We start from the raw sequence: 24074 nt of genomic DNA on the forward strand, positions 1-24074 counted from the left end.
CCGGCCACTCACCTGAGCCGGGCATCGGCCCAGTCCCCGTGATCATCACCGTGACCGTTGCCGGCGTCGTCGACGATCAGATCCAACTGTCGGACTCCCCGGATGTCGACCACGATCGACTCCGGTGGCATCGATCGCCGGAAGGCGCCGCTGGCGTAGAGCTGTGATCCGTCGCCGATGACCCGGAACGTGACGCTGGCGTTCGGCCCTGCTCCGTCGTCGACGCCGATCGTCGCCCGGAACTCTCGATAACGCCCGTCGAGGAAGACCCCGACATCGGCGACACTGTTGACACCGATGCCTTTGTCGTAAGCGATTCCGCCCAGGATCATCGGTAGCCCGTCGTCGGGACCGTAACCATTGGCGGCGTGATCTCGCTGGACTGTGCCGTACCCGTTGGTGACGTAGTCGAACGGCAGGTCGCTGACATACACCTCACCGGAGGGTGCCGGTGGCGGATCCACCCGGGTCGTCACCGACGTCGTGGTCCTTCCCGGTGACCCGGCCGACCGGTAGGTCGCGCCGGCGGCCAACGTCAACACGTACGGTGGCGGCACGGCTCTGATCGGAACGGCCCAGCGGAAGGTCGCCTCCGCGTGATGACCGGGACGGATCCTCGCCCGGGTCGTCGAGGTCATCGGCGTGATCACGCCCGGCGCCTCCAGGGTGATCGTGACCGTCCTGGCCAGTGGCTCGTCACGGCCGACCTCGCAACGCACCGTCACCTCGACAATCGGTGCCGGCTGCTTCGGTCGGGACGGGATAGCGGCCAAGGCAACCTCGTAGATCCACAGCGGCGACCGCACCGTCTTCGGCACACCTCGGATCGCCAACTTCATGATCGCTTCCCTTCGGCGACGTCGAACCGAGCCACATGATCAGGTGCGGCGACACTGCGGATCACAACTCGGCGTTGTCCCAGCGTCGGATGTTTGAGAGTCAGCTTGATCACACCGGGGCGGCGAGCCGCCGTCCTGATCCAGACCGCGCCAACACCCCCGGTGTCGTCCAGGACGAACGGATCGTCGCCGATCAGCTCTCCGGGGCCGGTCAGGCTCAGGTTGATCCGCCCCGTCGGGAAGCCCCGCGGTGCGCCGAACCGGTCGACGACCGCGAACGTGACCCTGGTCGCGTCCCGGCCGTCGGCGACCAACTCGATGTCATCCGCATCGGCTGCCAGCCGGTCCCGTGCCGGGTCCGGGCTGAACCGGCGGCTGATCACCCGGTCATCGCCCAGGAACCCGTCGATCCGTAGCTCCGGCTGCTGCCCCGGTCGCACCGTCAGATCAGCCAGGAACGGCGGATAGTGCAGATAGGGGAACCGGTCCGATGCAGGCCGGACGGTGCTGTGATGCTCGTGGTCCAGATAGATCTCCAGCCGATCGCAGTTGGAACAGATCAGCGCATTCTCCCCCGGCCCGCCGAGCGGCAAGGGATCGGCGAAGCCCCAGTAGAAGGCGGGCTCGAGGACCGGCCGCCGCCGTGGATCGACCTGGGACAGGTAGACCCGCGCGCCGTGCTTGGGCAGCCTGAAATGATCGGAGACGCCGCTGGTGTGGGTGCCGTTCGGGGTGCCGTGCAGCGACTGGTAGTCGAAACCGCACCAGCCGATCATTCCGCTGTAGCGATCATCGGCCGCACTCATGTTCAGAGCCTGGGAGTGCTGCAAGGCCTGTCCCTGCTGGTTCGCCGGCGATGCGATCCGACTGAAGTCACCGATCCCGTCCGAGGCACCAACTGCTTCTGACAACAAGTACGGCAGATTGCCCTGATCAACCGTCCCGGGCAACACCGGCCGGAAGAAGGCGTTCTTGTCCCAGTCGGAGTAGTCGTCGTAGGAGAAGATGTCCTGCTCCCAGTCCGCGGTGGCATAGATGATCATCGAGCCTGCCGTCGGCCGCGTGCCGTCCAGGTCGTCGGCGACCTTGCGGGTCTGCCGATACGTCACCGGATCGTTGGCCGACTCGTTCACCCGGACGCCCCAGATCACCACCGATGGGCGGCTGCGATCACGCAGAACCATCGCACCGACGTCGTCGACCACCAACTGACGCCAGGCGTCGTCACCCAGATACTGCCAACCCGGCGGTTCTTCCCAGACCATGATGCCGAGTTCGTCGCAGGCATCCAGGAAGTCCGGTGACTGCGGGTAGTGCGCGCACCGGACCATGTTGCAGTTGAGCTCGTTACGCAGGATCTCGGCGTCGCGTCGCTGTACCCGTGCCGGCATGGCCATCCCGACGTACGGGTAGAGCTGGTGCCGGTTCAGGCCGAAGATCTTGAGCCTCTTACCGTTCAGGAAGAAGCCGTCGGAGGTGAATCGTGCCTCCCGGAAACCGACCCGGTGGCGCAGCGTGTGGATCGGATGACCGTCCAGCTCCAAGATCGCCACCACGGTGTACAGGTGCGGATGATCAACATGCCACAGGTCGATATCACCGAGATCGGACAGCGTAACCCGGGTGATGGTGCTGCGCCCGGTGTCGACCGCGACCGGCGAACGACGGCTGGTGACGACCCGCGAGCCCTGGCGCAATTCCACCCGAAGACGCAGCGAACCGGCAGGGACCTCACCGGCGTCGATCTCGCATTTGATCTTCAGCCGCGGATCGGTCAACACGTCGTCCGGCCGGACGTACAGATCGCGGAGGAACACCTGGGGCACCGCGCGCAGGGTGACATCGCGATACAGGCCGCCCGGTTCCAGGTAGTCGATCGACGCTGCTCCACCCGGATCGCCTTGTGGCGGCACGTCCTGCCACCGCGAGTCCAATCGCACAGCGAGCACATTGTCCCGGCGTTCGACGTGATCGGTGATCTCGAAGCTGAACGGCAGATAGCCGCCGCGATGCTGCCCTAGTTCATGATCGTTGAGGGTCACCGATGCAGTCACCATGGCGCCTTGGAAGTCCACGAACAGCCGACGACCGTCGCCGACGGCCGGGTAGTCGAAGTGCCGCCGATAGATCCACTCCCGCTGCCACGCGGCAGGATCCCAATGCCACCACGACATCCGGGTCACGCAATGCGGCAACGTCACTTCCTCGAACCGGCTGTCGTCGTAATCGCGTGCGTCGCTGCCTGCGATGTACGCGCCGCCGAACAGCCATCGGTCGACGAGATCGATCGGTCGGGATGCCGCCGCTGTCCGGGGCAGCGGGTCGGCGGCGGCCGATCGGGTCGTCATCGAGGCGGCTGCGGTCGCCGCGGCGGTGGCGCTGCCGGCAGCCAGCAGACGTCGTCGATCCAAGGAAGGGGTCATCGTTGATCAAGTTCCTCTCGAGTCACTGCTTGACGGCGCCGGCCATTCCTTCGATGAAGTGTCGTTGGAAGACCAGGAACACCACGATCACCGGGATCAGGCTGATCGTGCTTGCTGCCGACATCTGCGAGTAGTTGGTCAGATTCTCGCCCTGGAAGGAATAAAGCCCGACGGCCAGCGTCTGCAGCTCCGGTTTGCTCAGCGTTAGAACCAGCGGGATCAGGAAGCTGTTCCAGCTCGCGATGAACTGCAGGATGACCACAGTTGCGGTGACCGGCATCGCCAATGGCCAGTAGATCCGGGCGAAGATCCTGAAGTAGCCGGCACCGTCCAACATCGCCGACTCCTCCAGCGAGTCGGGCAGCTGGCTGAAGTAGCCCGCGTACAACAGCAGCTGGATGATGTGGGCGCCGCCGACCTCTGCCAGGATGATCCCGAAGAGATTTCCGTCAAGGTGCAGTGCGAAGATCAGATCGACCACCGGAATGATCGTGTAGCCGTGCGGCAGCACCACCAGTGCGGCCAGTACGCCGATCACGATCCGCTTGCCGGGGAACTGTTTTCGGCCCAGCGCGTAGCCCATCATCGATGTCACCAACACCGTGATGATCACGCCGAGGACGGAGACGATCACGCTGTTCAGGAACAGCCGACCGACGTTCCCCTCGCCCCACACGGTGCTGTAGTTGTCGAAAAAGAACTTCGTCGGGATCAGGCCGAGCCCGGAGAACACCGCACCGTTGGGTTTGACCGAGGACGACATCATCCACAGGAACGGGTAGATCCAGAGCAGCCCGAGCACGATCAGGATGACGTGGGTGAAGGTCAGCCGGACCCGTTGCCGGGTCGGCATCCGGCGCCGACCGTCGCGCCGACGCGCCCGGAGCCCTACTCGATCCCGATCGGTGGCACGAGTCACGGTCGCCACTCGTTCGGCGGTCATCGTTGTCCCTGCCTGATCTTGCGCAGCATCAGTGCTTGACTGATGCCGAAGACCATCAGGGCCAGGCCGAAGAGCACGCCGGCGGCCGAGGCGTAGCCCAGTCGCTGGATCGAGGTGGCACCGGCGTCGGAGGTGCCGAACGCCATCCGGTAGATGAACAGTTCCATCAACTCGGAGGCGAAGTAGGGACCGCCGCCGGTGAGTGTCTGGAAGAACGCGAACACCTGCAGGTTTCCGGCCGTCACGATCAGCGTGATGATGATCGCGAACGGCTTCAGGATCGGCAAGGTGATGTAGCGGAACCGTCGGAACGGGCCTGCACCGTCGACCTGCGCGGCTTCGGCCAGCTCGTTCGGCACCGTCTGCAGCCCGGCCAGCCAGTAGATCATCGGCTGACCGACCCACTTCCAGACGAAGATCCCGATTGCCGTCCAGAGCACGATCCGTGGGTCACCCAGGAAGTCGATCGGGCGGTCGATGATCCCCAGCCCCATCAGTACCTGATTGGGCGGGCTGTTGAACGCCGAGAACAGGAAGCTCATCACGATGCTGACGATCGCGGTCGTCGTCACCACGGGAATGAAGATGACTGCTCGGTAAACGCTGCGGAGCCGCAGTGACCGGTCGTTCAGCACCATCGCGATCAACAGCCCCAGCAGCAGCTCGATCGGCGTTGCCACCACCGTGAACAGGATCGAGCGGCCGAAGGCGCGCCAGAAGAAGGGGTCCCTGGCGAGTTCGGCGAAGTTGGCGAACCCGACGAAGTACTTGTCGGCGGAGAACCCGTCCCAGTCCAACGCGGAGTAGTACCAGGACATCACGAGTGGATAGACCGAGAACATCGCGGTCAGCACCACACCGGGCAGGATCAGCAGATAGGTCTGGCGCGCGGACCAGACCCGTCGCCCCAGGCCGTCGCGTTGCGGGGACACGGAGCCCCGCGCTGCGAGCTGTGACAGCGTCGACGTCATCCGGCGCTACTTCGCGAACGGCTTGTCATAAGGCTTCTTCGGATCCCAGTCGGAGAACACCCAGTCCTCACGGGACACCTTGGCGCCCCGTTTGTTGGCCGTCGCGATGGCCTCGTCGAGCGACCGGTTCGCCCGATCCTGGAGGTCGGCCATCGCGTCTTTGACACTGCTCTTGATCTGCTTGGTGATCAGACCGAGGCAGACGTCGCCCAGATCGGGTTGCAGCGGCTTCTGCACCTCATAGACCCGCTCCACTTGGGGATTGCGGACCGAGGGCTCCGGAGCGAGCACCGAGTACTGGGAGTTGATCTCCATCGCCTTGGAATCCAACTCGGTCAGATCGGCCTTGGCGATCGCGTCAGGGAACGCTGCCGGATCAGCGGCCCCGTCAATGCTCGCCCACTGCGCCTGCCCGTCGGTCGAACCGAGATAGGAGATCACGTCGGCGACCACTTCACCGACCTTGGTGTTCGGGTTGTAGAAGTAGGCGTTGCTGCCGCCCGGCGCATAGCCGACCGGCCAGATCTCCTTCGGGTTGCGCTGCGGCGGAATGGTGAAGTCGAACCCGAAGTCAGGATTCTGATCCCGCCACGGCGAGAGGTTCCACGGCCCGTGGATGATCATGCCCGCCTGTCCCTGCGGGAATCTGCCCCTCGCGTCCTGGTCCTTGTAACTCACCGAACCGGGCGCGATGCTGCCGTCGGCATAGATCGCGAGCAGGAACTCCACCGCCTCGATCGAGATCGGGTCGGTGTAATTGAACTCGCCGGTGAGCCAGTTGGTGCCGGTGATGCCGCCGTGCACACCGGCCATCTGGGCCATGACGCTGGACGGACCGGCACCGCTCTGCTGCAGCCCCATGATCGTGCCGTAGTACTTGCCCTCACCCTGCTGGGTGATCTTCTTCAGCAGCGCCCGGAACGAGTCCCAGGTGATCGGCTCGCTGAGATCGGCCTCGGCACGCTGGATGATCTCTTTGTTGTAGAACATCAGGCTGTTGAACCGTTGCGCCGAGGTGAGCGGGAAGGCATAGGTCTTGCCTTCGAAATCGGTCTTCCCGGTGACGAAGGTGCCGGCCGGGAAGCGCTTCTTGATCTCGGCCCAGTCATCGACGATGTCGTCCCAGGCACCCACCCACTTCTCTGACACGGCCTGCCCGGTCGTCACCGTGGTCGGCAGGAAGAAGACGTCGGGGACGGTGCCGTTGCGCAGTCCCAACGTCATCGACTGGTCGATGTCCGGCCAGTTCATCGCCTTGTAATTGATCTCCACCTCTGGGTGCTTCTTCTCATATGCCGCGAAGAACTGCTTCCAGAACACCGCCTTCTGGTCACCGCTGTCGATCACCTGGAGCGTTTGTGCACCCGTGGGGAGCTTCGTGTCGGGCAATGTGAATTCGCCGCGAGCGACGTGCTGTACCTGATTGGTCATACCTGAGGTGTCGGTGCAGCCGGCGACGGCACCAACCGTCCCGAGACCTGCGAGCTGCATCATCCGCCGCCGGCTCAGCGGGAAGGGTCCTCGGTCCGTCCGAGACTGGCGTTGGGAGAAGGAAGAAGTCATGACCATCCACATCTTTGGAGACAATCGGCGCGATCGCGGATCATTGTGTCACTAACAGGAACACACTCTGTCGGGATGACGTCATGTATGTCAACCTTTGGTCAGCATTACGCTTATCGCGACCACTGGAGAGGAGCCGGGATTGCTAGAGCGAGGATTCGGTGCTGCCGGACCGGTGCCGCGGACCGGGGCACGTCTTGCCGACGTCCTGGTCGACTCCGGACCGACCCACCGGGCCGAGCTGGCGCGAACGCTCGGGTTGTCCAGGACCCGGATCAGCTCGGTCGTCGCCGAACTGGTCGGGCGCGGCATCCTGACCGAACTGGACGGCGCCGCCAACGACGCCATCGACGGTCGGGCCGGGCCGCGGGTTGCGCTGTCCGACCGGCTCGGCGTCGTCGCCGGCGTCCAGATCATCACCACCCACACGTCGGTCGTGGTCCAGACGGTCGCGGGCGAGCTGCTGGCGGAGCGACAACAGGATCGCCCATTGGATCCGGGAACCGGCGAGGAGCGCTTCACCATCGCGGGTCGCCTGGTCGAGGATTGTCTCGCCGAGGTCGGTAGCCCTCCGCTCGCTGCCGTCGGCGTCGGCGCCTTCGGCCAGATCGATCCGGACACCGGCGTCGTGTCCACCCGGCCGAACGGCCTGTGGTGGGGAGTCGATCTCCGCGAGCTCAGCCGGCGGACGTTCGCTGTCCCGACCGTGTTACAGAACAACACCCGCCTGGAGGCGATGGCCGAGGCGTCCTGGGGAGCAGGCAAGGGCCTCAGTCCGGTCCTGTCGATCGGTCTCGGACGTGGCCTGACTGCCAACACTGTTGTCGACGGAATTCCGATGATCGGCGCCCACGGCGGCGGCGGCGAGCTCGGTCACACCACCATCGACATCCATGGCGAACTGTGTTCCTGCGGCGGCCGCGGCTGCCTGTGGATGAGCGCCTCAGCAACGGCCATCGTGAATCGGCTACGGAACACGATCGGTTCCGACTGGGAGGGCATCATCGGCGCGGCCGCAGAGGGTAATCCGGCCGCGATCCATGCCTTCCTGGATGCGGCCGACGTGCTCGGCATCTCGATCGCCAGCCTGGCCAACATCATCGATCCCGCGGTGATCGTCGTCGGTGGCGACATGCTGCGGTCGACCCCCCGATTCCTGGAGCGGATCATCACCCAGGTCCATGATCATTCCCCGACCGCCGCCCGGCAGGCGCAGATCGTCCCGGCGACGTTCGGCGGCACCGGCCGGGGCGGAAGCCTGGCCGCCGCCCTGCTCGCCCGACGGCTCGCGGTGTCGTCGCTCGACCTGGGGGGCTGAGTTCCGACGACACGCCGCATCGTCCGGCATGTGGCCCCCGATTCCCAGATTCCGGACGGCGAGGAGCAAAATGGTGCCGTGTCCAGACCACTTCGTTCAGCAACCTCCACCTCCGGACGCAACATGGCCGGCGCTCGCGCACTCTGGCGCGCGACCGGCATGGGCGACAACGACTTCGGCAAGCCGATCGTCGCGATCGCCAACTCGTTCACCGAGTTCGTCCCCGGCCACGTGCACCTGCGCAATCTCGGCGCACTGGTGGCCGATTCGGTACGGGAGGCCGGCGGGGTTGCCAAGGAGTTCAACACCATTGCGGTCGACGACGGCATCGCAATGGGCCACGGCGGCATGCTCTACTCGCTGCCCAGCCGGGAACTGATCGCCGACGCGGTCGAGTACATGGTGCAGGCGCACTGCGCGGACGCCCTGGTCTGCATCTCCAACTGCGACAAGATCACTCCGGGCATGCTGTTGGCCGCACTGCGCCTGAACATCCCGGTGATCTTCGTCTCCGGCGGACCGATGGAGGCCGGCAAGATCGTCGCGGTCGACGGTGTCGCACGCCCGAAGTTGGATCTGATCGACGCCATGGTCGCCTCCGCCGACGCGAAGGTCAGCGACGCCGAGCTCAGCCAGATCGAGCAGTCGGCCTGTCCGACCTGCGGTTCCTGCTCCGGCATGTTCACCGCCAACTCGATGAACTGCCTGACCGAGGCGATCGGGCTGGCGTTGCCGGGCAACGGCTCGACGCTGGCCACTCACGCCGCCCGCCGCCAGCTGTTCGTCGATGCCGGCACCAAGATCGTTGATCTTGCCCGTCGCTACTACGAGGACGAGGACGATTCCGTGCTGCCGCGCGCGATCGCCGGCCGCGAGGCTTTCGAGAACGCCTTCGCCCTCGACGTGGCGATGGGTGGTTCGACCAACACTGTGCTGCATCTGCTGGCCGCGGCACGGGAGGCCGAACTGGAGTTCACGGTCTCCGACATCGACGCGATCTCCCGGAAGGTGCCCTGCCTGTCCAAGGTCGCGCCGAACACCCAGAAGTACCACATGGAGGACGTCCACCGGGCAGGCGGCATCCCGGCCATCCTCGGCGAGCTGAGCCGGGCCGACCTGCTGCACACCGACATCCCCCGGGTGGATGCGCCGTCGATGAAGGATTGGCTGGCCGAGTGGGACATCCGCAGCGGTACGGCCTCGGAGCGCGCGCTCGAGCTCTACCACGCGGCGCCGGGCGGGGTCCGGACCACCGAGCCGTTCTCCACCGAGAATCGGTGGGAGTCGCTGGACACCGACGCCGCGGACGGCTGCATCCGCGATGTTGATCATGCCTACTCCGCCGACGGCGGGCTGTGCATCCTGTTCGGCAACATCGCCGTCGACGGTTGCGTGGTGAAGACCGCGGGCGTCCCCGACAATGTCCTGAAGTTCACCGGCACCGCCAAGGTCTACGAATCCCAGGAGGCGGCCGTCGACGGCATCCTGGCCGGTGAGGTGACCGAGGGCACCGTCGTGGTGATCAGGTACGAGGGCCCCAAGGGCGGGCCGGGGATGCAGGAGATGCTCTACCCGACCTCCTTCCTGAAGGGCCGTGGACTGGGCCAGTCCTGCGCACTGATCACCGACGGCCGCTTCTCCGGTGGGACCAGCGGTCTGTCCATCGGCCACGTTTCTCCCGAGGCCGCCGGCGGCGGCCTGATCGCCTTGGTCGAGGACGGTGACGAGATCGCAATCGACATCCCTAACCGGAGCATCGAGCTACTCGTCTCCGACGAGGTGCTGGCCGATCGGAAGATCACCGAGGAGAAGCGGGAGAAGCCGTACACCCCGGTCGATCGGGAACGGGTCGTGTCCCGCGCCCTGCGTGCCTACGCCTCGATGGCGACCGCCGCCTCCGATGGTGCGTATCGCTACGTCCCGGAGTGATCTCTCTGCCCCAACGCCTCATCGCCCGTCGCCGGAATCCTCCGGCGGCGGGCTTTCCATTGCGCGGCGGAGCAGATCGGCCGCAGTTGTCGAGATCACCATCGTCGTGGCCACCACGAGATGACCGGCGTCGGATCCCGGCGCCGCAACACCGGGATGCCGACATCGTCCTCGAAGGGCCGGGGATCGGTTTCGGCGGCACCGTCGCCCTGATATCGGACTCCGGTCGAAGAGGCCCGGACCGCTACGGCTGGGGGGTGGTCACCGGCGCCGCCGCACTCGCCGTCGTCGACGGCTGACCAAGATCATCGGCGGAACGACAACGTTTCAACGATTGTCGAGGTGGACGAGAACGATCGGCGCGCCGTACGTTGAAAACCAACGCCGCGTGAACAATGCATGAATAGAATCACCTGCGGCTCATCGGCATCGAACGGGAGGGGATGAGGTGACCGCAACGACGCCGTCGCTGGATCCGGCGCAGCACGCCGATCGCAGCATGTCGCGGCGAAGACTTCGACGACGCGAGTATCTGCTCTTTCTGGCTTTCATCGCACCGAACGTGATCTTGCTGGCGGTGTTCGCCTACTGGCCGGTGCTCTACAACGCCTACCTGTCGATGACCAGCTGGAATCTGCTGTCGGAGACCAAGCCCTGGATCTGGTTCGCCAACTACGTCGACATGTTCACCGATCCGGAGTTCGGCGCGGTGGTCTGGCACACCATCGTCTTCTCCGGTGGCATCGTGATCATCTCGATCATCCTCGGCCTCGCGGTGGCGATCCTGCTCGATCAGAAGCTCCGCGGCCGCAATCTGGTCCGTACCTTCTCCTTCGCACCGCACATCGTCTCCGGCGCCGCCGTCGGCACCATCTGGCTCTACATCTTCGATCCGAGCTACGGCCTGTTGAAGGTGCTGTTGCAGGCCGTCGGCGTCACCTCACCGGCCTGGATGACCGACTCCGCCTGGGCGCTTCCGGGTCTGATCATCGTCTACGTCTGGAAGACCGCCGGCTTCATCGCGGTGATCTATCTCGCCGGCCTGCAAGGATTGCCGAACGACCTGTACGAGGCCGCCAAGATCGACCGGGCCGGCCCGATCACCACCTTCTTCCGGATCACGTTGCCGCTGCTGTCACCGGTGACCTTCTTCGTGGTCGTCACCTCGATCATCGGGAGCTTCCAGGCCTTCGACGTGATCGCCGTGATGACCGAGGGCGGCCCGGGCACCGCGACGACGACGCTGTCTTGGTATGTCTACGAGCAGGCGTTCCAGGCGTTCGACGCCGGACACGCCGGAGCGGGAGCCATGATCATGTTCGTGCTGCTGGTGCTGATCACCGCGGCCCAGGCCCGCTTCACCCGGAATCGGGTGCATTACCAGTGACCGCGCCCGCAACGCTGCAGACCGCAGCCCCGGCCGACGAACAGCTCAGTCGTCCCGCAGGACGTCGCCGCAACGGCGGCGTCGTCGGCAAGATCATCCTCTACCTGGCCCTGGTGGTGGTCGGGCTGGCCGCGATCATCCCCGTCTACTGGTTGCTAAGCTCCTCGGTGAAGCCGTCCGGAGAGATCTTCATCTTCCCGCCGAAGTGGTTCCCCACCGAGTTCCACTGGGAGAATTTCGTCGACGCCTGGAAGTCGGCGCCGTTCGGCCGGATGTACATCAACTCCTTCATCGTCACCGTGGTCGGGATGGCCGGTGAGATCTGCGTCGCGGTGCTGAGCTCGTACGCGTTCGTCTTCCTGAACTTCCCCCGGAAGAACCTGATCTTCGGCATCTTCCTCGGCGCCATGATGGTGCCCGGCACCGTGGTGCTGTTGCCCAACTACATGACTGTCGCGCAACTCGGCTGGGTGAACACCTACGCCGGTCTGATCGTGCCCGGCTTCGGCAGCGTCTTCGCGATGTTCCTGCTCCGCCAGCACATGATGACCCTGCCCAAGGAGATCAATGAGGCGGCCAGAGTCGACGGCGCCGGCCATCTGAGGGTGCTCTGGACAATCGTGCTGCCACTGTCCAAGCCGATGGTGGTGACGGTGATGATCGTCAGCCTGGTGACCAAGTGGAACGACTTCATCTGGCCGCTGATCGTCACCAACACCGACAACATGCGGGTGCTGCCGGTCGGGTTGCTGATGTTGAAGAGCGACGAGGGCTACGTCAACTGGGGTGCGGTGATGGCGGCGACCTGTTTCGTCGTCGTCCCGGTGTTGATCGTCTTCTTCATCGCGCAGCGCCAGATCGTGGCCGGTCTGACACAGGGGGCGACCAAGGGATGAGCAAGATCAACACGGGCCACAAGATCAACACGAGCCGCTTCGGGCGGCGTACGGCGCTGGGGTTGCTCGGCGCGGCAACCGCCGGTGTCGCGGCCGGCTGCTCCGACGACTACCGCCAGGTCGACGGCGCGGTGCCGGCGAAGTACACCAAGCGCCAGCACCTGGTGGCCTGGCACTCGTTCAGCAGCGCCACCGGCGAGGCGCTGGTCAAGATGGTGGACGCCTTCAACTCATCGCAGTCGGAGATCTTCGTCGAGCCGCAGTATCAGGGCAGCTACGAGGAGACCCAGCAGAAGCTGTCGGCGGCGATCATCGCCCGGCAGATCCCCGACCTGACGGTGCTGTCGGAGGTGACCTGGCGAGCGATGCATCTGGCCGACGCGTTGGAACCGTTGGAGGGCTACTTCGACGACGAGCTGAAGCCCGAGGACTACATCGAGCAGTTCATCACCGAGGGCACGGTGAAGGACCACGTCTGGTGGTTGCCGTTCGCCCGGTCGACGCCGCTGTTCTACTTCAACCGGTCGGTGTATGCCAAGGCCGGGCTACCGGACCGCGCCCCGAAGACCTGGGACGAGTTCGCCGAGTGGGCGCCGGAGATCAGAGGAGTCAAGACCGCCGCCGGTCAGGTGATGCCGTTGGCCCTCGACGGCGGCTACTCGGCCTGGTACTTCCAGGGCAACATGTGGCAGTGGAACGCCCGCTATTCCGATGGCCTGGACATCCTGCTGGACTCCCCCGAAGGCATCGCGGCCGCGACCTGGATGGCCGACTTCGTGCACAAGAAGAAGGCCGGCTACCTGTCGGCGAAGAGCTCGATCGACTTCGGCAACCAAGCGGCCTCGGCGGCCTTGATGAGCACCGCCAGTCTGGCGCAGACCACCGAACTGGCCACGGCGAGCAAGTTCGATCTGGGCACCGGCTTCATGCCCGAGCACGAGTCGTTCGGTTGCCCCACCGGCGGCTCCGGATGGGGCATCATGGCCAACGCCCCGACCGCCCGCAAACAGGCCGCTTTCCAGTTCCTGAAGTTCTTGGGCAAGCCGGAGAACTCGGCGACCTGGACGATGGCGACGGGCTATCTGCCGATCGTGAAGAAGGCACAGCAGGATCCGCGGTTGGTCGAGCTGGTCGCCAAGGATCCCAACTTCTCCACCTCTCTGAAGCAGCTGCCGAAGACCAAGACCCAGGATCTCGCCCGACTGGTCATCCCGGACGCGAGCAACTTCATGGACGACGCTTTCGAGACCTTGTACTCCTCCAACATCGCGCCGGAGCGGTTCGTCGGCCAGCTGGCGAAGAAGATGCGTCGCAAGGCCGAACTGCTGGAGGAGAACTACCGGGCCCACTACGAGTGATCATCGCTGCGGCAGGGACAATGGTCGGGTGAGCTCGCAGCTGCCGACCACCGCCCAGACGATCAGCTTCGATCTCGATGGCACCCTGATCAACGGTCCGTTCGGGCGGGTGATCACGGACCTCGAGGACGACCTCATCGATCGCGGCATCGAGGCCCGCGGCGCGATCCTCCGACGCCACACCGCGTTGTTGGACAGCGATGTGATGGCATCGTACGACTGGCAACAGATCGTCGCCGACGAGCTCGCTGAAGCGGACACGAGCGCACCGTTCGACCTGTTCGAGCGGTTGGAGGAGTATGCAGCGGCCGGCCGAACCACTCTGCTGCACGACCGGACGCCGCAGCTGCTGAGCAGGTTGCGATCGGCCGGCTGGCGAGTGCTGGTGTTGACCAACGGCTGGCGCCCCTATCAGGAACCGATCCTGCGACACGCCGGTCTGCTGGAGCTGATCGACGGGTTGATCACCAGTGACGACGTCGGCGAACCGAAGCCGTCGGCGCGGATGTTCGCCGCCGCCCGCGGCACCGCCGAACGCTACGTCCACGTCGGCGACCGTCTTGATCATGACATCGCCGGTGGGAATGCCGTCGGTGCCCGGACGGTGCTGCTCCGCACCGACGCACCCGAGACTGCTGATGCCGACTACCTCGACGATCTTGCCCGCCGGCAACGGGTGCCGGCCGATCAACATCCTGCGCTGACCGGTCCGGATCTGATCACCGCACGGCTGGACGATCTCGTCCAGCACCTGCTGCGGCAGTGACCGACGCGGAGTCCTGAGCTGTCCTGAGGGCAACCTGACCTTCGACGAGCTCAGGCCACTACCTCAGGAGGCTGGCAGACCGACGTCGGTGCGCCAGGACCGATGGAGTGCCGTCAGCTGTTCGACGATCTCGGGATGTTGCGAGGACAGGTCGTGTTGCTCGGCGACATCCACGGCGAGGTTGGTGAGGCGCAGGCCCTCGCCCATCGGGGCGTGCTCGTAGGAGGCCAGGTGTTGCACGTTCGGCGATCCGTCGTCGACCTCGCAGAGCTTCCAATCGCCGGAACGGACGGCCCACTGGAAGCCACAGTCCCAATGCAGATCCCGATGTCCGGCGTCGTCGCTGATCAGATCGATCCCGTCGGACTGCCGATACGCCTCGGGGGTCGCACCGGCTGCGGCCAGCAGCGTCGGATACAGATCCAGACTGGAGGTGACCGCCGACCGGGTCGACCCGGCAGCGATCCGCTCGGGCCAGCTCATTAGGAACGGCACCCGGATGCCGCCCTCCCACAAGGTGTACTTGGTGCCACGCAGTGGAGCGTTGTCGCCGTAGTTGCAGGTCGAGCCGCCGTTGTCGGTGAGGTAGACGACCAGTGTGTTCTCGCGCTGACCGGCCTCGTCCAGCTGGTCGAGCAGGTTGCCGATCTCGGCGTCCATCAGTTCCAGCTGTGCGAGGTAGTAATCCCGGCCGTGCGGCAGATTGGGCACGATCGCGTCGTCGTACCAGTCGCCGTAGCTGGTGCCGCTGTCGGGATCCCAGTCACGATAGGTCGGCAGGCCGCGGCGCTTCAACTCCTCGTCGGGCAACTGCCAGCAGAAGTTGTGAACAGCATTGAAGGCGATCATGCAGAAATAGGGCTGATCCTCCTCGGCGGCTATGAAATCACGCGCCCGCCGCCCCAGCTCCTCGGTCAGGAAACCCTCGTACTCCAACGGTTCGTCGCCGGTCAGGAGTGGTTGGACGGCCATCGGCTGGGCTGCTTCACCGTATTGCTGTTGCGCCGCAGACGAATGCCGCAGGTAATTCAATCGGCCCATCGACTGGCCGGCCAGGCCATAGGTGGTTACGTCGAAACCATGATGTGGCGGACAGGCTCGATCACCGACCTGCTCCTTGCCGTAGTGCACCTTGCCGAAGTAGCCCGTCCGATAACCCTGTCGCTGCAACGCTTCGGCCAACGAGGGAGCATCGGCGGGATCGTCCGGCGGGAACGCCGCCGAATCGAACCACAGCCCGCCCCAGCGCTGCTGATAGCGGCCGGAGATGATGCCGGCCCGCGACGGGCTGCAGATCGGCGCCGTCACGTAGGCGTCGGTACAGGTCATCCCCTCGGCGGCGATCCGATCCAGGGCCGGGGTCACAACCCCGGCCTGTTCACTCACCGCGCCACGGTCGCCGTACCCGTGGTCGTCGGAGACGATCAGGATGATGTTCGGCCGGCCCGATCGGGCCATCGCCGAACCATCCGCCGCCGCACGCTCCCGAGCCACGTCATTTCCTGCACCCGCCACGCTGCGTCCTCCTCGAATGTCGTCCGCCCATTGTCGACGAGCACCGCAGCAACCGCTCAACCGCCCCCATTCGCGCCGGTCCACCCCGGGGCCTTTCTGAGGGCCGGCTGAGAAACTAGGCTCCCCCGGTCGACGTATTTTCGGCGGATCGGCCGAAGATGAACTGATGCCGTTAGCTCAGCTATCGGCGATATCTGTACGCGGTCAAAGGGGATGTCCAGATGGCACAGTCCACAGCCGAGTCGCCGGGCGGCACCAAACTCCGGCGTGATGTCGGGCGAATCGGGCTACTGTTCGCCGGTATCGGATCGATCATCGGGTCCGGATGGTTGTTCGGTGCGTTCAATACGTCGGCGGTCGCCGGCCCCGCGGGCCTGTTCTCCTGGCTGATCGCCGCGGTGATGATCATGCTGATCGGCCTCACCTATGCCGAGCTCGGCCCGATGTTCCCGATCTCCGGCGGCGTCGTCCGCTATCCGCACATGGTGTGGGGGTCCTTCGCCAGCTACTCCCTGGGATTCATCACCTGGATCTCCTCGGCCGCGGTGCCGGCGATCGAGGTCGAGGGCGCGCTGCAGTATGCCACCAAATACGCACCGTTCACCAAGGAGCACGAACTGGCCGGCGGCACGACGCACACCCTGACCCCTCTCGGGTTGGGGGTCGCGGTGGTGTTGATGGCGGTCTTCGTGGTGATCAACTATCTCGGCGTACGACTGTTCGCCCAGATCAACAACGTCCTGGTCTGGTGGAAGTTGCTGGTGATCGTCGCGGTCGTGGTGATCTTCATCATCACGGCCTTCGCCGGCACCAAGATGGGCGGTCCGGGGAACTTCGCCTCGCACGGTTTCGCACCGCATCCGTCGGGGATCTTCACAGCGATCGCGACCGCGGGTATCACCTTCTCCTTCCTCGGCTTCCGGCAGGGCATCGAGCTGGCCGGCGAGACCTCCAACCCGAAGCGGAACATTCCCTTCGCGGTGATCGGCTCGGTTGCGATCTGCGCGGTCATCTACGCTCTGTTGCAGATCGCCTTCACGATGGGCGTGCCGCGCAGCGCGCTGGATGCCAGTGGTGGTTGGGAGAAGCTGACCTTCGAGAACGACTTCGGTCCGCTCGCTGCGATCGCCGCGCTGTCCGGCCTGGGCTTCCTGGCGATCATCCTGTACATCGACGCGATCATCTCCCCGGCCGACACCGGTCTGGTCTACACCACCGTCGCTTCCCGCGTCTCGTACGCGATGGGCCGTAACGGCAATGCTCCGCGGTGGCTGTCCACGACCAACAAGAACGGTGTTCCGGCCTGGAGCCTGTTACTCACGTTCGTCGTCGCGATGATCTTGTTCCTGCCGTTCCCGTCCTGGCAGCAGTTGGTCGGCTTCATCACCAGCGCGACGGTGATCTCATTCGGCTCCGGTCCACTGGTGGTGGCGACTCTGCGGCGCCAGATGCCGGACCGCGAACGGCCGTTCCGGCTGCCTGGTGGCGACGTGATCCCGTTCCTCGCCTTCTACAGCTCCAACATGATCGTCTTCTGGGGCGGCTGGGAGACCAACAAGAAGCTCTTCATCACCATCCTGATCGGCTACGTCCTGCTGGTGGCGTTCCAGCTGATCGGCAAGAAGGCACCGCCGCTGGACTTCAAGGCGGGTGCGATCTGGGTGATCCCGTGGTTCCTGTGCATGCTGGCGATCAGCTTCTTCTTCGACCCGACCAACCACCCGAAGGCGTTCTACTGGGTGTTCTTGATCAACCTGGTGGTCTCGGCCGGCATCTACCTGTTGGCCATCCGCAGCCGGCTTCCGCTGGACGCGGTCCAGCATCACATCACCGACGCGGAGAACGAGTCGGCCGAGGAGGAGGAAGAGCTCGGCGCGGTCGGCTGACATCTGCTGACGCCCGACTGGGCAGCCATCGTTGCGGGACCTGTGCCGTTGCCGGCACAGGTCCCGCCGCGGTTTCAGCGGCCGTTCGGGTCACTCGGCGTCCTGGGTAGCCGCGTCGCCGCCGGCCTCGAACGAGAACCGGGCCCGGTAGGCGGTCGGGGTCAGATGGTGGGCAGCGCGGAACCGGCGGGCCGCATAGTTGGGGTCCGGCCAGCCGACCGAACGGCCGATCTCGGCCACCGTTCGTGACCCGGCCGCAAGCTGGACCGCCATCTGCTCGGTCCGGTACTGGGTCAGCCACTGCAGCGGGCTGGTACCGAGCTGGGCAGCGAACTGATGGTGCAGATGGGACGCCGAGACGCCCGCGCGGCGGGCCAGTTCGTCGATCGTCCACGGATGCGCCGGTTGCTCGGCCATCGCGGCCAGGCTCTGCCGGACGGCGGCCGGGGCCGGCCCCGGCGATCCGATCGGACGGCTGCCGACGAATTCGGCGAGCACCGCCCCGAGCAGACTGCGCAACTGCAGCGGCACCGCGACCCCGATCCGACCGCGATCCGCTTCCTGCCCGGCGGAGTCCCGAGCTCGGGACTCCGCCAACGCCGCCGACCAGCCGGCCACGCGTTCGGTCGCTGCGTCGGTCAGTCGGACGGAGAGGTCACCGCTGCCGATCAGCAGGTTGGTGAGGGTCGCATCGTCCAGCACCCAGGAGAGCTCGGTGGACAGCAGTTCGGCACCCAGATAGATGTTCACCACGTCCAGCTCGGCGACCGCGGTGTAGGCATGCCATCGGCCCGGCCGGACCGCGACCACATCGCCGATGCCGAGGACCCGCGCGCCGTGCCGGGTGCGGTAGTCGGCCCGGCCGCCGCAGATGATCGCCACCTCACAGAAGTCGTGTGCGTGCGCCGGTACCGGCTCGGTCAGCATCAGTCGATCGCTGTTGATCGGATAGCCGCCCGCGCCGAAGACGTGCTGCCTGCGCATCCGATCGGGCATCATGACTCGACAGTAGCGCGAGCCGTATCACCGCGGGAGCAGGATCGTGCTAGTCACCGGCCAGTCCTGTCCTAGCTGCCGACCTGTCCGGGACGAGATGATTTCAGCTATGACGACAACGACGTCGCGGCATCAGCCGCTCACCCTTGCACCCGAAACGATCAACAGCTACCGGACCAACGGTTTCGTCCACCTGCCGGGCGTCCTCGACGCCGACGAGGTCGACCGTTACCGCGCCGCAGCTGCCAGGGCCTATGACCAGGAGGCCGGCCTCGATCCGGACAATCAGATGTTCAAGCAGGTGGTGAACATCTGGCAGCGCGACGACGAGTTGCGTGAGCTGACGATGCACCCGAAACTCGCCGAGCTGGCTACCCAGCTGGCCGGCATCCCGCTGCGGATCTGGCATGACCATCTGTTGATCAAACCGCCGCACAACGGGACGCCGACCGAATTCCATCAGGACGCCCCGTACTGGCCGCACGCCGACGCCCGGCATTCACTGTCGGCCTGGATCGCCCTGGTCGATGTCCCGGTCGAGCGGGGCTGCATGACCTTCCTGCCGGGCCAGCAGGATCGTCGTGACATCCGGCCGATCGACATCGCCGACGCCCGGGACCTCTTCGAGGCCGCTCCCGACCTCGCCTACCTGCCCCGGGTCACGGTCCCGCTGCGTGCCGGCGACGTCACCTTCCACAACGGCTACACGCCGCATACCGCCAACTCCAACGACACCGACGACTTCCGGTTCGCCCACGTCAACATCTACGTCGACCGCGACGTGACCGTCGACGGCCGCGGTCACGTCTGCACCGATCCGCTGCATCTCAAGGCCGGCGATCCGCTGCCGGACAAGGACTTCCCACCGGTTCCGTAAGGCCCGGCTCCGGGTGCCACGCAGACGGGCCGGGCCGGCTACCGCCCGATGAGTTGCAGGCTGAGGTCCCACAGACGCCGTGCCGACTCCGGGTCGATGGCGTGCGGCACCACCGTGGCACTCGGAGTCTGCTCGGACGCGAAGTCGATCGGCTGCGGGTCGATGTCCAGCGGGGAGATGTCGTTGTCCTTCAGGTAGACACCGCCGACATCGGCCAGCAGCGGACTGGTCGCGGCGAAGACGCTCGTGCTGGCACCTTGTTGTACCGACTTCTTCTCGTGGTCCGGATCGTTGATCGGCTGACCGGCGTCGTCGATCAATCCCTGGGCGCGCAGCAACTCGGTGTCGAGCCAGCCGGCAGCCGATTCGCCGGCGGCGCGCGCCGGGCCGAGGCTCGTGGTGATGATGATTCCGGGATGGACCGCGTAGCCGCGGATCCCGTCAGCGGCCCACCGGCGGTCCAGTTCGACGGCGAAGAGGACGTTGGCGGTCTTCGACTGGCCGTAGCCGAGCAGGCCCATCTCGTCGTAGCCGTTGGCGAAGTGCGGGTCGTCCCAGCGGATGTCGGACATCCGATGGCCACCGGAGGTGAGGTTGACGACCCGCGCAGTACCGGCAGCGCGTAGTGCGGGCAGCAGTCCGAGGGTCAGCTGGAAATGCCCGAGATGGTTGGTCGCAAACTGGGCTTCGTAGCCGCGTCCGTCCCGGACCAGGGGTCCACCCATCAGCCCGGCGTTGTTGATCAGCACGTCCAGCCGTCGCCCGGAGTCGAGGTACCCGGCGACGAACGCGTCCACCGAGTCGGGGTCGATCAGGTCCAGCCGGCGGATCTCGACCCGGTCGATACCGGACAGCTTGGTCGCGGCTGATTCGGGGTCGCGAGCGGCGACCGTCACGGTGGCGCCCGCTGCGGCGAGCGCTCGAGTGGTCTCCCGGCCGATCCCGTTATGGCCACCGGTGATGATCACGTTCTTCCCGGTCAGGTCGATGCCTGCCAGCACGTCGTCCGCGGTGTCGGCGGCGCCGAAGCCGGTGCCGAGCGGTCGTTGTTTGTCGATGACGGAAGAGTTCAGGTTTGCGGTCACGTCTCTACTGTCCGCCCCTCCGCCCAGACTCTGAATCCTTGTGGATCCGTATTTCTTGCGCGAGAGTACGGATTCGCCGACCGATCGACTGTCCGAGCTCCTGGACCCCGTCGATGTTCGGCCCGTCACCGCCCGATCCTCCGCAACGGGCCGGCAGTAGATCACCCGTGCCGGACCGAAGGACCGAGGTTCGCCGCGCGCCGATCCGCGGCCGGCCGAACCCCTAGGGCGATTCGGCAACACGGGGCGCGATATCGCCGCCACCAATCCGTCCCCGGGATGATTCGGCAACACGCGGTGCGATATCGCCGCCACCAATCCGCCCCCAGGGGCGATTCGGCAACACGCGGCAAGTCGTCGCCGCTCGATCGCCGCTACGACTGGCAGCGCCAGGCGGGACCTCGCCGCTTCAGGTCGAGCCCCAGGGGCGATTCGGCAACACGCGGTGCGATATCGCCGATACCGGTCAGTCGGTCGCTCGGTGCAGCTGGTTCTGACACTGCGGGAGAGCCGGCCGGCGGGCGTCGACGCCGGGATCAGCCCAGGGCGGGCTCGACGGCCTCGATCCGCTGCCACGCCGATTCGGGCAGGTCGTCCGCACAAGCCACGTTCGCCGCAACTTCGGCCGGTGTCTGCATCCCAGCCAGGGCTGCGGCCACAGCCGGGTGCCGGAGCGGGAACCGCATCGCCGCGTGGGGCAGCTCGGTGCCGGCAGCACGTGCCACCGCGGCGAACTCCCGAGCCTTGGCCATCACCTCAGGGGTGGCCGGCTCGTAGTTGAACCGCCCGTCCGCCGGCGGCTCCGCGCCGGCCAGCAGACCACTGTTGAACGGTGCCGCCGCGATCACGCTGATCCCCCGATCGGCACAGGCGTCGAGCAGCGGTCGGGCGGTCCGGTCCAGCAGCGTCCAGCGGCCGGCAACCAGGATCACGTCGATCCCGACGCCGGCCGGGTAGTCGTGGGTGGCCAGCTCGAGCAGCGGCTGGACGTAGTTCATGCCGACGCCGACCGCCCCGATCTCACCCGCGTCCCGGAGTTCGCAGAGCGCCGGGATCGACTCCGTTGCGGCCTGCCGCAGATGATCATCGGGGTCATGCACCAGGGCGATGTCGATCCGGTCCAGACCGAGCCGTTGTCGGCTCTCGTCCAAACTGCGGCGGACCCCGGCAGCGCTGTAGTCGCGGACCCGGGTCAGGTCCGATTCGAGGTCGAAACCCTCCTGATCATGATCGGACTCCCCCGAGCTGACCAGCAGCCGCCCGACCTTGGTGGACAACACGTACCCATCCCGGGGCCGCTTCTGCAGGGCGGCGCCGAGGCGCTGCTCGGCGAGCCCGAGACCATAGTGCGGGGCGGTGTCGAAATAGCGGATCCCGCCCTCCCAGGCGGCGTCGACGGTGGCCTCGGACTGCTCGTCGGTGATCGCCCGATAGAGGTTGCCGATCGGGGCGGCGCCGAAGCCGAGCTCGGTCACCTCCAGCCCGGTACGGCCGATCTTGCGTCGCTGCATCGTCATTTCCGCAGCCGAAGGCCTTGCATCCCGCCGTCAACGGCGATCGAGGTCCCGGTCGTCGAGCCCGAGGTCGGCGAGGCCAGGTAGCAGACGGCGCCGGCGACCTCGTCGGCCGACACCAACCGCCCGTGCGGCTGGCGCGCTTCGAGGGCGGCCCGCTCGGCCACCGGATCGGGGGCGCTGTCCAGCAGCCGACCGACCCACGGGGTGTCGGCGGTGCCGGGGTTCACCGCGTTGACCCGGATGCCCGCCTCGGTCAGATCGGCAGCCATCGCCTGGGTCAGGGACAGCACCGCGCCCTTGCTCGCCGAGTACAACGCTCGCTGCGGCAGCCCGGCGGTCGCGGCGATCGAGCCGGTGTTGACGATCGCTCCCGCGTCGGACTTGCGCAACGCGGGCAACGCGGCGCGGGTGACCCGGACCATCCCGACCACATTGACGTCCAACACCCGGTGCCATTCCTGATCGTCGTTGGCGGTCACGTCGCCCTGGGCGCCGATCCCGGCATTGTTGACCAGGATGTCCAGACCTCCGAGCTTTTCCACCGCCTCGGACACCGCCTGCCGGACCGCCGCATCATCGGTGACGTCGGCGCGGACGCCGATCTGCCCGGCCGGCAGTTCCCCCAGTTCCCGATCCAGGACGGCGACCGTCGCGCCGCCTGCGGCCAACCGTGCCGCGATCGCGGCACCGATTCCGGAGGCGCCGCCGGTGACCAGCGCCTTCCGCCCGTCGAACTCACCCATGAGTTGTCCTCTCACGCCTGCTGGAACGTCTGCCGCTGCTTACCCAGGCCGTCGATCTCCAGCTCGACGACGTCGCCGTCGCGCAGGAACGGCTGCCCCTCGATGCCCATCGCGACGCCGGCCGGCGTACCGGTGTTGATCACGTCGCCCGGCCGTAACACCATGAACTGGGAGAGGTACCAGACGACGTGCTGGACGCCGAAGATCATGTCGGCGGTGGTCCCGTTCTGGCGTTGTTCGCCGTTCACCCAGAGCCGCAGACCCAGCTGCTGCGGGTCGGCGACCTCGTCGGCAGTGAGGATCCAGGGGCCGAGCGGATTGAACGTCTCGCAGTTCTTTCCCTTGTCCCATTGGCCTCCGCGCTCGATCTGGAACGCACGTTCGGAGACGTCGTTGCTGATCGCGTACCCGAAGATCGCGTCGGCAGCCTGCTCCGGTGACTCCAGGTAGCGGGCCTCCTTGCCGATCACGACCGCCAGCTCGACCTCCCAGTCGGTCTTGACCGAGGTGCGCGGGATCAGCACGGTGTCGGTGGCACCCACCACGGTGTCCGGGGTCTTCAGGAAGAGGATCGGCTCTTCGGGGATCGCCGCGCCGGTCTCGGCAGCGTGATCGCGGTAGTTCAGTCCGATGCAGATGATCTTGCCGATGCCGGTCAACGGCGGACCGAAGCGGTCGACCGAGTCGACGGCCGGCAGTTCCCCGGCCTTGGCCGCGTCGACTGCCGCCTGCACGCCACCGGACAGGAATCCGGCGTCGATCGTTCCGGTCTGCGCGCTGAGGTCCCACCAGTTGCCCTCTGCGTCACCGATCAGCGGAGTCTCCTCGCCGGGGCGGCCGTGCCGTGCTAGTCGCATCTCGTCCTTCCTTCACCTGCTGGGGCCTTCGTCTGCTGGGGTCGCGACAACCATAGATCCGAGCAATTCGGGTGGCGTACCCGGACCACATCCTGCGACGATCCTGGTTGGACCCGACAGTCGATCCGACCACCGGGAGCCGCGGATCGCGTGATCGGCAGACGGACGGCCGACCACCGTCCGCACCAAACACCCGATGTCTGGT

The 24074-nt window shown here is 66.1% G+C and carries 20 protein-coding genes; 9 read left to right on the forward strand and 11 right to left on the reverse strand.

Features of this window, described 5'->3' with window-relative positions; translation table 11 throughout:
- Positions 1-8: 8 nt before the first annotated feature.
- Genes BLU38_RS06530 through BLU38_RS06550 form a run of 5 tightly spaced genes read right to left on the reverse strand, consistent with a single transcriptional unit; the run spans position 9 to position 6607 of the window.
- Positions 9-839, reverse strand: coding sequence for an NPCBM/NEW2 domain-containing protein (locus tag BLU38_RS06530; RefSeq protein WP_091521709.1), 831 nt, complete (start codon positions 837-839; stop codon positions 9-11).
- Complete coding sequence (locus tag BLU38_RS06535; protein WP_091521712.1) at positions 836-3262, reverse strand: glycoside hydrolase family 2 protein; 2427 nt, start codon at positions 3260-3262, stop codon at positions 836-838. Before BLU38_RS06535 ends, BLU38_RS06530 begins: the two co-directional genes overlap by 4 nt.
- Positions 3263-3284: 22 nt before the next feature.
- A complete protein-coding gene (locus BLU38_RS06540) occupies positions 3285-4205 on the reverse strand; it encodes a carbohydrate ABC transporter permease (protein ID WP_231920206.1) in 921 nt (306 codons plus the stop codon).
- Positions 4202-5176, reverse strand: a complete 975-nt coding sequence (locus tag BLU38_RS06545) for a carbohydrate ABC transporter permease (protein ID WP_091521716.1) — start codon at positions 5174-5176, stop codon at positions 4202-4204. Before BLU38_RS06545 ends, BLU38_RS06540 begins: the two co-directional genes overlap by 4 nt.
- 6 nt (positions 5177-5182) lie before the next feature.
- Positions 5183-6607 carry an ABC transporter substrate-binding protein gene (locus BLU38_RS06550; protein ID WP_157683250.1) on the reverse strand — a complete coding sequence of 475 codons (1425 nt, stop codon included), beginning with the start codon at positions 6605-6607 and terminating at the stop codon, positions 5183-5185.
- Between the two features lie 274 nt (positions 6608-6881).
- Here BLU38_RS06550 and BLU38_RS06555 point away from each other — a divergent pair, with 274 nt between their 5' ends.
- The 7 genes from BLU38_RS06555 to BLU38_RS06580 all read left to right on the forward strand — a co-directional run bounded on the left by BLU38_RS06555 (position 6882) and on the right by BLU38_RS06580 (position 14393).
- Positions 6882-8057: an ROK family transcriptional regulator gene (locus tag BLU38_RS06555; protein ID WP_157683251.1), complete on the forward strand. Its 1176-nt coding sequence runs from the start codon at positions 6882-6884 to the stop codon at positions 8055-8057.
- Between the two features lie 78 nt (positions 8058-8135).
- Positions 8136-9986, forward strand: coding sequence for a dihydroxy-acid dehydratase (gene ilvD, locus BLU38_RS06560; RefSeq protein WP_269458160.1), 1851 nt, complete (start codon positions 8136-8138; stop codon positions 9984-9986).
- Between the two features lie 86 nt (positions 9987-10072).
- Positions 10073-10285, forward strand: a complete 213-nt coding sequence (locus BLU38_RS30770; RefSeq protein ID WP_157683252.1) for a hypothetical protein — start codon at positions 10073-10075, stop codon at positions 10283-10285.
- A gap of 149 nt (positions 10286-10434) precedes the next feature.
- The gene (locus BLU38_RS06565) at positions 10435-11373 is read left to right on the forward strand and encodes a carbohydrate ABC transporter permease (RefSeq protein ID WP_231920207.1); all 939 of its coding nucleotides are present in this window, start codon (positions 10435-10437) and stop codon (positions 11371-11373) included.
- Positions 11370-12269 (forward strand): carbohydrate ABC transporter permease, encoded by a 900-nt coding sequence (locus tag BLU38_RS06570; protein WP_231920208.1) that lies wholly within the window; start codon positions 11370-11372, stop codon positions 12267-12269. The genes BLU38_RS06565 and BLU38_RS06570 overlap by 4 nt, the downstream gene beginning before the upstream one ends.
- Positions 12266-13627, forward strand: coding sequence for an ABC transporter substrate-binding protein (locus BLU38_RS06575; RefSeq protein ID WP_091521730.1), 1362 nt, complete (start codon positions 12266-12268; stop codon positions 13625-13627). The genes BLU38_RS06570 and BLU38_RS06575 overlap by 4 nt, the downstream gene beginning before the upstream one ends.
- A gap of 28 nt (positions 13628-13655) precedes the next feature.
- A complete protein-coding gene (locus BLU38_RS06580) occupies positions 13656-14393 on the forward strand; it encodes an HAD family hydrolase (protein ID WP_157683253.1) in 738 nt (245 codons plus the stop codon).
- A 63-nt stretch (positions 14394-14456) separates the two neighbouring features.
- Here BLU38_RS06580 and BLU38_RS06585 read toward each other — a convergent pair whose 3' ends face one another.
- Positions 14457-15908 carry a sulfatase family protein gene (locus tag BLU38_RS06585; protein ID WP_231920209.1) on the reverse strand — a complete coding sequence of 484 codons (1452 nt, stop codon included), beginning with the start codon at positions 15906-15908 and terminating at the stop codon, positions 14457-14459.
- A 221-nt stretch (positions 15909-16129) separates the two neighbouring features.
- Between BLU38_RS06585 and BLU38_RS06590 the strand changes: the two genes are divergently transcribed.
- Positions 16130-17794: an APC family permease gene (locus BLU38_RS06590; protein ID WP_091521741.1), complete on the forward strand. Its 1665-nt coding sequence runs from the start codon at positions 16130-16132 to the stop codon at positions 17792-17794.
- 90 nt (positions 17795-17884) lie between these two features.
- Here the strand turns inward: BLU38_RS06590 and BLU38_RS06595 are convergent, their stop codons facing one another.
- Positions 17885-18793, reverse strand: coding sequence for a helix-turn-helix transcriptional regulator (locus tag BLU38_RS06595; RefSeq protein ID WP_091521744.1), 909 nt, complete (start codon positions 18791-18793; stop codon positions 17885-17887).
- Between the two features lie 106 nt (positions 18794-18899).
- Here BLU38_RS06595 and BLU38_RS06600 point away from each other — a divergent pair, with 106 nt between their 5' ends.
- Positions 18900-19667 (forward strand): phytanoyl-CoA dioxygenase family protein, encoded by a 768-nt coding sequence (locus BLU38_RS06600; protein ID WP_231920210.1) that lies wholly within the window; start codon positions 18900-18902, stop codon positions 19665-19667.
- Between the two features lie 38 nt (positions 19668-19705).
- Here the strand turns inward: BLU38_RS06600 and BLU38_RS06605 are convergent, their stop codons facing one another.
- The 4 genes from BLU38_RS06605 to BLU38_RS06620 all read right to left on the reverse strand — a co-directional run bounded on the left by BLU38_RS06605 (position 19706) and on the right by BLU38_RS06620 (position 23869).
- A complete protein-coding gene (locus tag BLU38_RS06605; RefSeq protein ID WP_231920211.1) occupies positions 19706-20752 on the reverse strand; it encodes an SDR family NAD(P)-dependent oxidoreductase in 1047 nt (348 codons plus the stop codon).
- A gap of 536 nt (positions 20753-21288) precedes the next feature.
- Positions 21289-22269: an aldo/keto reductase gene (locus tag BLU38_RS06610; protein WP_197680023.1), complete on the reverse strand. Its 981-nt coding sequence runs from the start codon at positions 22267-22269 to the stop codon at positions 21289-21291.
- The gene (locus BLU38_RS06615) at positions 22266-23012 is read right to left on the reverse strand and encodes an SDR family NAD(P)-dependent oxidoreductase (RefSeq protein ID WP_091521750.1); all 747 of its coding nucleotides are present in this window, start codon (positions 23010-23012) and stop codon (positions 22266-22268) included. Before BLU38_RS06615 ends, BLU38_RS06610 begins: the two co-directional genes overlap by 4 nt.
- 11 nt (positions 23013-23023) lie before the next feature.
- Entirely contained in the window at positions 23024-23869 is an 846-nt protein-coding gene (locus BLU38_RS06620; protein WP_091521754.1) for a fumarylacetoacetate hydrolase family protein, read from the reverse strand.
- Positions 23870-24074: the final 205 nt, after the last annotated feature.

The sequence above is a fragment of the Microlunatus soli genome (assembly GCF_900105385.1).
Classification (GTDB): Bacteria; Actinomycetota; Actinomycetes; order Propionibacteriales; family Propionibacteriaceae; genus Microlunatus; species Microlunatus soli.

Excerpts from the sequence above, each read along its gene's own strand:
- BLU38_RS06600 (WP_231920210.1), top strand. The coding sequence starts at position 18,900 with ATGACGACAACGACGTCGCGGCATCAGCCGCTCACCCTTGCACCCGAA.
- BLU38_RS06590 (WP_091521741.1), top strand. The coding sequence starts at position 16,130 with ATGGCACAGTCCACAGCCGAGTCGCCGGGCGGCACCAAACTCCGGCGT.
- BLU38_RS06610 (WP_197680023.1), bottom strand. The coding sequence starts at position 22,269 with ATGACGATGCAGCGACGCAAGATCGGCCGTACCGGGCTGGAGGTGACC.
- BLU38_RS06530 (WP_091521709.1), bottom strand. The coding sequence starts at position 839 with ATGAAGTTGGCGATCCGAGGTGTGCCGAAGACGGTGCGGTCGCCGCTG.
- BLU38_RS06575 (WP_091521730.1), top strand. The coding sequence starts at position 12,266 with ATGAGCAAGATCAACACGGGCCACAAGATCAACACGAGCCGCTTCGGG.
- BLU38_RS06540 (WP_231920206.1), bottom strand. The coding sequence starts at position 4,205 with ATGACCGCCGAACGAGTGGCGACCGTGACTCGTGCCACCGATCGGGAT.
- BLU38_RS06620 (WP_091521754.1), bottom strand. The coding sequence starts at position 23,869 with ATGCGACTAGCACGGCACGGCCGCCCCGGCGAGGAGACTCCGCTGATC.
- BLU38_RS06550 (WP_157683250.1), bottom strand. The coding sequence starts at position 6,607 with ATGACCAATCAGGTACAGCACGTCGCTCGCGGCGAATTCACATTGCCC.
- BLU38_RS06535 (WP_091521712.1), bottom strand. The coding sequence starts at position 3,262 with ATGACCCCTTCCTTGGATCGACGACGTCTGCTGGCTGCCGGCAGCGCC.
- BLU38_RS06595 (WP_091521744.1), bottom strand. The coding sequence starts at position 18,793 with ATGATGCCCGATCGGATGCGCAGGCAGCACGTCTTCGGCGCGGGCGGC.
- BLU38_RS06615 (WP_091521750.1), bottom strand. The coding sequence starts at position 23,012 with ATGGGTGAGTTCGACGGGCGGAAGGCGCTGGTCACCGGCGGCGCCTCC.
- BLU38_RS06545 (WP_091521716.1), bottom strand. The coding sequence starts at position 5,176 with ATGACGTCGACGCTGTCACAGCTCGCAGCGCGGGGCTCCGTGTCCCCG.